The following is an 8,788-nucleotide window of genomic DNA, read 5'->3' as shown; positions in this document are numbered from 1 at the left end:
TGGTTATGCCTGCGCAGCTCAGGCGCAATTGTGAGGCTTGTTGGCAAGGGCGGTATTGAAGCCATCTCTCGTTTGATGGGGTTCTTGCTGGTTTGTATGGGGGTACAGTTCATCATCAATGGTGTGTTGGAAATCATCACGACGCATACCGGTGGGTGATTCAACATAGTGCTCTCAAAATAGGAACAGACAAGGAGACCGTGTCAGTTGCACGGTCTCTGGTAATCGAATAACAGCCTATGTCACTGACTCTGGTGAGTGTTCTCGACGAGGTGAGTAAACTTTCTTATTGAGTTTTGAAGGGGAAGATAAATTAGTTAGTTACGAATGATTTAAATGCTGCCGTTTACTTCTGATATTCATTAAAAAATAGCTTAATAAACTGACGCACGAATTTATTCCATTGTATCAAGCCCGTTTTAACACTAAAGACCAATGTTTTTTATTGAATGGTCCGGTTTTTCAATTTTCGAGGCTTATCTCTTTTTTCTTGGGCACTCACTCCGCACAATTCTAGAATGCTACAGCATAAGGTCATTTGGTCAGCACTTTGACAGAATCCTTATCTATACTTGCTTTAGTAATTGGTGTTTTATACCGATATTGTTATTTTAACGTTTCCTATTATCTTGCATTACATATAGTTTTTTTTGCAGGGTTAGGTATACTCTCAAAAATAGGTTTTTTCGTCGTACATAATGCTGTTGTCAGATATCCATGCTGGGAATTTTTTTCTCGGGCGTAGCGTTATGTGACAAAAAAATTCTCTTCGTATACCTTTATAACAGGTGCGAACGCCGATAATGAATATTACACCTTCCATCAAACTTAGAAGTTTTCTTCAGATGGCTCCCTATCTGGCCATGCGAGGTGTATCTTCGTTAGAGTTTTTTCAACGTCTTGGCATTTCCCCTAATATTTTCCAAAACCCTGATATCTGGATCCCACGTTCGGCCTGCTTTCGTATCGCTAATGAAATGGCATCCATTACACAGGATCCTTTCAGTGGTGCCTATGTGGGGCACCTGACCGAAATTCGCTCACTTGGCGTCTGGGGCGAATTGATCATGGGGTCAACAAACATTGCCCAGGCTTGTGCATTGGCTGCAACCCATGCGGCCATGCTGCATCAGGGAGGTGAAGTAAACATTGTTACTGAAGGCCGTACAACAAAGCTTATCCACCAATTTACAGGGCAATATGAAGCCGATCCGAGGCAATTCATTCTCGGTAGTTTGGCGGTGCTCAGAAAAGTGCCTCTCATGTCCGGCGAACCTTCCTCCATACGTGTACATATCAAGTCCTCAAGAGAAAGGGGAGACGAGGCGCTTGAAGAATACTTAGGGCCAAACCTGGTCATGAATTCGAAGTACAACATGATCGAATTCGACCGCGATTTGCTCGAGATCCCACTGAAAAATATCCGGGATGAAGCATGGAAAACGACTGAAGCCTTGAGAACGACAGTTGAAACTGCAGGTGCCCTGATCAAGCGGATAGCGGACCCAGAGCAACCTAAACTTACTGTTATTTCAAAAAGCATCAGGCTGTCCCCAAGAACTCTACAGCGTCGCTTAAAATATTGCGGTGTTGAATTTGAAGCCTTACGTGACGAGACGCGTCGTTGTGAAGCACTTCAGCTAATGGCTTGCGGTAAATACACGGCGACTGAAATTGCCTATATGGTTGGGTACAGCGATCAAGCGCACTTCACTCGTGCTTTTAAACGTTGGACCGGTAGCACGCCATCGTTCTATCGGTCTGCTACAAAGAAAGGGTGAGCGCCAACTCGCTTATGCCTGCCAACTTGCCGAAGGTTCCCGCCACCAATAAGCTTTGCTTTCAATATTCCATCTGGTCATCCGGCTTTAGGAGCTTCGTATCTACAGCAACCCTTGATCAAGGGTGGTCAGCAGAGATAAAGCCATCCCCCAGCATTTTACTCCTTCTACGCATGCAGGCTTTACCTTTGGCGTCAAATGGCAAGTCTCTGTTGAGGTGTTCTTATACAGTCTGTTGAGATAATTCTGAGATCTGTCAGAGGTACAGAATTAGAAAGTTTGAAATTGGGAAATGGTATTAAATTTCATACCATCATGGGGTTACATGTCATATCTATCCAAGGCCAGTATTGTCGTACTCACGTTGGCTACGTTAGGGAGCGTAAACGCTCAACCTGTCGCTGGTGAGGTGATACCGGTGGGTGTTGATAATTTTGCACGTGCCGAGTCTGATCTCTACATGGGCAATATGGTGAAGAATGGCTGTCTGGGACGGTTTGTACATAGCCGTGAACCGGTATCTATTGACGCTCAGGTTGTCATTCGCATGATGGCATGCGGGATGTGACGCTCAGAACCGGCCTGACCGCGCAGTTGCAGCCTCACTTTGCTTTGCAGGGAGGAATGAAACTGTTGCCCTGACCGCCAGTGCCCGACGGAGTCCACTGACGGATGATACCGTCGGTGTGGGCTTCTATCTGAATGCCTTGTATCAATTCTGACGGAGTGACGTGACACGCAATGGCTATGCGTTTTTTGCTGATGACAGACAGTCCAGTACTGGCGCACCACTTCGCGGTGGTGTGCGCTGGACGAGGTAATGTGTCGGAGACGCCGCCGGTTCTCTGCCTTTCCCCGGGCTCTGGCCATGTTACAGCATCGCCGGGGGGAAGGATTTGTGCTGGATCCCCGGGCGTGAGTAATCGGTATGGATTAGGGGCTGGACCAACAGACAAACCTGATGCATACCAGGTGCAATCACAAATTTATCGAGTGCTTGCATGAGGCAAAGTGGAAACAGGTTATTCCGATGTCCAGATTTTGTGATCCACTACAATAGGCTCTTACTGTCGTTAATGCGACAGAGTCGCTGACCGGCAATGAAGTGTAACCGGTGACTGAATTAATCAGTATAAGTTCATATAATTTCGGTGTGTGAATTGAATGAAACCCATTTAACCTCGGCCATGTCCTGCAACCCATTAGGAATGAGAGCTAAATATGAAGATGATATCTAAGGTTTTATTATTTGTAATCACCTTGTCAGGGCTTTTTCTGGCTGGGGGGGGCGGATGGTTAGTCATCCTGGGAGGTAGTTTATATTATCTATTTGCCGGGATTATTTATTTGCTTTCAGTTTATTTCATTTTGCGCAGAAGAAAAATCGGGATATATTGTATATACTTCGTTTTAGTCTTCTCAATTCTATGGGCTATTTGGGAACGAGGTTTTTTATTTTGGCCATTCTTCTCAAGAAGTCTTGTTCCGTTGGCGCTAACAATTTTAGCTACTTGTCTATTAAACGAGATGCGCCCGTTAATCGGTGTTAAAGAAAAACGAATGTTCATTGCCGGCGGACTGGCTGCTACAATGACTTTCTTTTCGATATTCATAGGGGCATTTTTTCCACATGATGCTCAATATGGTGATGCCGCGGTATACAAAAAACACCCTGAAAATAACAAGTCAGAAAATTGGTACGCTTACGGACGTTCCACTCACGGTACTCGTTTTTCTCCATTCACCCAAATAAACAGGGAGAATATAAAGTCATTACATCCTGTATGGCAATATAGAACCGGTGATCTTGGGCCTGGCATTGACCAAAATACTCCCCTGCAAATTGACCATTTTCTTTACAGTTGCTCACGCAATGGCGTGATAGCTGCACTGGACGTCGATACAGGAAAGGCGACATGGACATTTGATGCAAACGAGCGTTCTCCCATCTGGCAACGATGTCGTGGGCTAGGGTATTACGAGGCACCAAAAGTAGTTAAAACACAACAGCAACCAGAGCGAAGTACATGCTCGGAGCGCATTATCCAAACAACGAACACTGCAAAATTGATCGCACTGGATGCAAAAACTGGCCTGCGATGTGCAGGATTTGGTCACGGCGGAACTGTAGATCTTAAACAAGGAATGGGGGAGGTTAAACCTGGATTTTATTTCCAAACTTCAGCTCCATTAGTTGCAGGGAATAAAATTGTCGTGGGTGGATGGGTCGTGGATAACCAAGAAGTTGGTGAACCCTCTGGCGTGATACGTGCATTTGATGCTGAGACAGGTGAACTTGCCTGGGCCTGGGACCTCGGTAATCCGGCTATCGACCGCCTTCCTCCACCGGGAGAATCGTACACACGCGGCACCCCAAATATGTGGAGTACCGCTGCATATGATGAAAAATTGGGATTGGTGTATATACCATTAGGTAACACAACGCCTGATTATTATGGTGTTTTGAGAACCGAGTTGGAAAATAAATATAATTCATCTTTGGTTGCACTCGACGTAAATACAGGGAAGGAACGTTGGCATTATCAAACAGTTCATCGTGATATCTGGGATTATGACCTTCCATCACAGCCCGCGCTGGTAGATGTTCCTGATGAAAAAGGGAACATTGTCGCTGCTGTAATGCAAACGACTAAACGCGGTGAAATATTTTTACTCAACCGTGAAACTGGAGAGCCCATTACTGCAGTTGAGGAGAAGGCCGTCCCTACCAAGAGCACAATTCCCGGAGAGGTACTCTCACCGACTCAACCGTACTCTGTTGGTATGCCTAGCGTTCGGGCTGGTATATTGTCAGAAAATAAAATATGGGGAGCTACACTTTTTGATCAACTAGCTTGCCGAATTGAATTTAAGCAGTCGGTCTATCAGGGAGATTTCACGCCTATTGGCCTTAAAAAAGCGATTCAATATCCAAGTAACCTGGGGGGGCTAAACTGGGGCAGTGTTTCTGTTGATCCTAAAAATAATATAGCTTATGTTAATGACGTCAGAGTTCCTGTAACGTATTGGTTAATAAAAAGAAACGAATATCCTGAAGTTGAAAAAAAATACCACAGTGATCATACAGGTCACGGACCTTCCGCTCAGACTGGAACACCTTACGGTATGGTTACTACTGTATGGACATCCGCTGCGGGGATCCCTTGCGTTGAACCCCCATTTGGGACATTAACTGCAGTTGACCTCAATAGTCGTAAAATTGCATGGCAGGTACCCGTGGGTACAACAGAAGAATTAGGTCCTTTTGGAATAAAATCTCATTTGCCTATGCCTATGGGATTACCTACCTATGCTGGGAACTCCACAACTGCGGGAGGGGTAGTCTTCTTCGCCGGTTCACAAGATTACTATTTAAGAGCTTATGACGCTGCAACAGGAAAAGAAATATGGAAATATCCTTTGCCAGTCGGTGCAAGTGCAACCCCCATGACGTATATATCTCCCAAGACAAGCAAACAATATGTAGTGGTTTCCGTTGGTGGGGCCGCACATTCGCAGGATATTGGCGACTACGTGATTGCATTTTCTTTGTAGCCAAATAGACTTTGTCATCATGTGGCTTTCTTGGGCTATGTTGAACCGCAGCGGGTTTCCGGGGAAACTAAACTCTCAGTGAAAGGAGATCCAAAAATGACTGGCTCTGTCGTGTTAACAGAAGTGAGTTGGCAAAAGTGACGCTGCCGCTTTTTTAGGCGGCCAGCAAATAGAATTGTTCCGCCGGTGATAAACACTCACCGGCGGGATACTGGAGTTGCCCTTTGCGTTTCATGTGCACCAACTCAATACCCGCCAATATCGTCTGCGCCCGACGGAATGATTTGAATCCCAGCATCGGGCGTATCCGATGTTTGATATTCCCGTGGTCCTGCTCAATCAGGTTATTCAGATACTTGCTCTGCCTGATAGTAATGATGTCTTCTTCAGATTTATCGGCGTTAAGCGTCGCGAGCGCGGCTGAATCGCACCGGTTTTGTGGGAGAGTTTTTAGTCCGGGAACTCAGGCTGCCATAGCGCCGTTCCTGATGGAAGCATAATACGCTTTTTCAGCCTCTACTGGCGGGATGTTGCCAAGACGTTTCAGTAACCTGCGATTGTTGTACCAGTCCACCCACGCCAACTCAACTTCTGAGCGATTTTTCCAGCTCTGCCGGTGTATCACCTTCGCTTTGTAAAGACCGTTGATGCTTTCGGCCATAGCATTGTAACGTTGCGGGGAACTCACATTGACGGCAGGGAGCGCTTATGCGACCCCAGTTCCCTGTCTGCAGTGATTTAGGGTCAACAAGGTCAGGGCTGCAAGTACTGAGGCAGTATTGATGCCTAAGGTCACCGGGTTTCAGCGTCAGGTGTTTGAAGGCGATATCGCGGTTATCAACATGGGTTGTAACCAGCGGGCCGTCAGGCTTACGGGCTGTTTACCGTGTCAGGGACGAGAGTACGGATGACGGGATAGCCGCTCAGGGGGCGGTGCACTGCACAGGGATATCACTCAGGGCTGGCGAAGCGGTACGCCGGGAACGGCAGTAACTTATTCAGCCGTTCTTCCGGCCAGGATGGCAGACGTGGCAGCACGTCGGTCAGCCACGCATGCGGACCCAGACCGTTCATTTTCGCCGTTTCCAGCAGGCTCATAATCTGTGGTGCGCGAGTTCCTGCAGCCAGTGAACCCGCGAAAAACCAGTTAGAGCGGCCCATCACTACCGGCCGTATCGCCCTCTCGCAGCGATTGTTGTCAAGCGGCAGCGAACCATCATCAAGGAAGCGGCTGAGCGTTTCACGTCGTTTCAGCATATAGTTTATAACCTTACCCAGTGCGGAGCTTTCCGGGCACGTATCTTTTTGTTGCTCCAGCCATCGCCACAGTTTGTCGATAACGGCTCGGGAGTCACGTTGTTGCCACTGGCGGATCTTTTCTACCGGTCGATGCCGGATCTTCTTCTCCAGCCGGTACAGCCCGGTGATCTGTCTGACCGCCATCGCCGCACGCGGATCTTTGTTCGCTTTATACAGATCGGCGAAGCCACGGCGGGCGTGCGCCCAGCATCCGACCAGTCTGATCCCCGATACGTTACCCGCCAGCGTTTCATAGGCTTTATAACCATCAACAACCAGAGCCCCCCGCCAGCCCTGAAGCCAGGCGGCAGGGTGTTCATGTCCACGACCCGTCTGACTGTCGAAGCAGACAATCGCCGGGCCACTTTTTTCGCCGCTGGCGTAGGCCCACAGGTAGCCAGAACGCGTTTTACCGCCTTTGCGGGTATCCAGGATACGCAGGGTAGATTCATCGGCGTGCAGCACACTGTGGGTCAGTAGTTCCCGGTGCAACAACTCCGCCAGCGGGTTCAGCGCAACGCCGGCAGCACCCACCCAGCCATCGTGCTGACAGGCAACTCGACGTTTGCACGGGCGAAGATATGCTGCTGCCGGTACAGAGGCTGGTAGTCACGGTATTTTCCGACCACCACCTGCGCCACAAGGCTGGCTTCTGCTATACCTTTTGGGATGAGTTGTGCCGGCATCTGACCGCTGAACACCTTTTCGCAGCAGGGACATCCATACTGAGGGCGAACGTACTGATTGACGACGAAGCGTGCCGGGATGTACTCCAGCTTTTCGCTGATCTCATCGCGGATGAAGCGAAGCGCCACGTTGCCGTCGGCACAGGTATCTGACGCCGGTGGGATAGATTTTTTGACACGAGGAAGATGCGACGGCAGCGCTTTTCGCACAGGACGGGAGGCTAATGATTTTCTACGTCTTCCTTATATCCTGCTGCAGCAACGCGTTCAGTTGCGTTTCTGCGGCGGCGATATCAGCTTCAGTATCTTCTTCGAAGAGCTGATGCTGCAGGCCGGACAGCATTTCAGTTTTGCGTCCGAAGCGTTGCTGACGCGCCAGCATCAGCGTCTCTTCCAGCAAGCGGATACGCTGCTCTTTTGCTATCAGCTCGGTGTCTTTCTGCAACTGAAGCCTGTGATTCTCGTCCACCACCTTTCTCACCATGGCAAGGACCATAGCGCGAAGCTTTTCGATGTCAGTGGTAGTCGAGAGAAGCGAGATATCCATACCGGGTATTATACTCCGGTACAGATATTCACGTTTTTTCATGATGTTACTGTTTGTGATTACAACGAGGTGACAGCAGAACCACTCACCTCGCGGAAGACCCATTTTGCGAGTTCGTGGCCGTTGAGCTGCTGCCAGTCAACGTCCGTGATCAACCAGTTGAGCTCATCCTGAGTGAGAGACCAGGCTTTGTCACCCACACGAGGCCAGCGGAAGTACCCCTTGTGCAGACGACGGACGCACAGCCAGACACCGTGTTTGTCTCAGCGCTGCACCTTAATGCGCGAGCGCGCTGTCAGAATGTTGTTGGAACACCGTGATGAGTATGACTCTGAGCCGGATGCCATTCGTGCCATTTCGTCAAAAATCGGGTGCCATTACGACACCCTACGAGCCTGGTTGCGTCAGCATAAAAATAGTGTCCGTGGTGGTGTCAGCCCCGTCAGCACTGATGATTGCGGACTGAGTACCAATGAGCGCCAGCGTTTAAAAGAACTGGATTGTGAGAATCGGGAGCTACGTCGCAGCAATGATATATTGCGCCAGGCCTCAGCTTATGTCGCCCTAATTATTCCCCCTTAATTAAACAACGGATTAATTTGATCCCCCTTTTTTTTCTTCACTCGCCTCATTATCCAGAATAAAACGAATGCGCCGGATATTGTGTTGCAATGGGGGATCTGAAATTGCATGTGGAATTAACATTTTGAAAGTGTTTGATGTCACTGGTTTCATTTTGAATTTCCTTGTTTCACTAAATGCTTTTTACAAAGTAAAAACCGTTGATATTAGTGCTGGCATAAATAACAGGCCGTGCCGGGAGTTTGCGTCGATATTGCTCTCAGACTATTAACATTACCGACGAGAAAACACCTCGAGTGGTGAGTAAAGCGATGTCAGCCCCATGACCGGGTTACATG

General features: G+C 48.4%; 4 protein-coding genes and 5 pseudogenes. 4 read left to right on the top strand and 5 right to left on the bottom strand.

The genetic code is table 11. From position 1 onward, the window contains the following. The 3 genes from M2406_RS10855 to M2406_RS10845 form a co-directional block, all read left to right on the top strand. On the top strand, positions 1–159 hold a 159-nt coding region (locus M2406_RS10855), incomplete at its 5' end, for a MarC family protein (RefSeq protein WP_310473611.1). 644 nt (positions 160–803) lie between these two features. Beyond that, the gene (locus M2406_RS10850; protein ID WP_259189916.1) at positions 804–1,781 is read left to right on the top strand and encodes an AraC family transcriptional regulator; all 978 of its coding nucleotides are present in this window, start codon (positions 804–806) and stop codon (positions 1,779–1,781) included. A gap of 1,221 nt (positions 1,782–3,002) precedes the next feature. After that, positions 3,003–5,336: a membrane-bound PQQ-dependent dehydrogenase, glucose/quinate/shikimate family gene (locus tag M2406_RS10845; RefSeq protein ID WP_259189915.1), complete on the top strand. Its 2,334-nt coding sequence runs from the start codon at positions 3,003–3,005 to the stop codon at positions 5,334–5,336. A 154-nt stretch (positions 5,337–5,490) separates the two neighbouring features. Here M2406_RS10845 and M2406_RS10840 read toward each other — a convergent pair. The 4 pseudogenes from M2406_RS10840 to tnpB form a co-directional block, all read right to left on the bottom strand. Next, positions 5,491–5,760, bottom strand: a pseudogene (locus tag M2406_RS10840) (DDE-type integrase/transposase/recombinase); the annotation flags it as partial. Positions 5,761–5,799: 39 nt separating this feature from the next. Beyond that, a pseudogene (locus M2406_RS10835) lies at positions 5,800–6,003 on the bottom strand (integrase core domain-containing protein); the annotation flags it as partial. Positions 6,004–6,287: 284 nt separating this feature from the next. Continuing rightward, positions 6,288–7,910 (bottom strand): annotated as a pseudogene (gene tnpC / locus M2406_RS10830) (IS66 family transposase). A gap of 17 nt (positions 7,911–7,927) precedes the next feature. Further along, a pseudogene (gene tnpB / locus M2406_RS10825) lies at positions 7,928–8,158 on the bottom strand (IS66 family insertion sequence element accessory protein TnpB); the annotation flags it as partial. Between tnpB and M2406_RS10820 the strand changes: the two are divergent. Then, positions 8,148–8,432 (top strand): annotated as a pseudogene (locus M2406_RS10820) (IS3 family transposase); the annotation flags it as partial. The pseudogenes tnpB and M2406_RS10820 sit on opposite strands and share 11 nt — an antisense overlap. A 30-nt stretch (positions 8,433–8,462) precedes the next feature. On the opposite strand, the gene M2406_RS10815 reads toward M2406_RS10820, so the two are convergent. Further along, positions 8,463–8,603 carry a hypothetical protein gene (locus M2406_RS10815; protein ID WP_259189914.1) on the bottom strand — a complete coding sequence of 47 codons (141 nt, stop codon included), beginning with the start codon at positions 8,601–8,603 and terminating at the stop codon, positions 8,463–8,465. Positions 8,604–8,788 lie beyond the last annotated feature (185 nt).

Origin of the sequence: Serratia sp. BIGb0163, from assembly GCF_024809935.1 — a bacterium.
GTDB classification, from domain to species: domain Bacteria; phylum Pseudomonadota; class Gammaproteobacteria; order Enterobacterales; family Enterobacteriaceae; genus Serratia; species Serratia quinivorans.
The sequence above is the reverse complement of the archived record's forward strand: the minus strand, read 5'-3'. Positions and strand labels throughout refer to the sequence as shown.

Coding starts and splice junctions, on each gene's coding strand:
- M2406_RS10850 (WP_259189916.1), top strand. CDS start 804: ATGAATATTACACCTTCCATCAAACTTAGAAGTTTTCTTCAGATGGCT.
- M2406_RS10845 (WP_259189915.1), top strand. CDS start 3,003: ATGAAGATGATATCTAAGGTTTTATTATTTGTAATCACCTTGTCAGGG.
- M2406_RS10815 (WP_259189914.1), bottom strand. CDS start 8,603: ATGAAACCAGTGACATCAAACACTTTCAAAATGTTAATTCCACATGCA.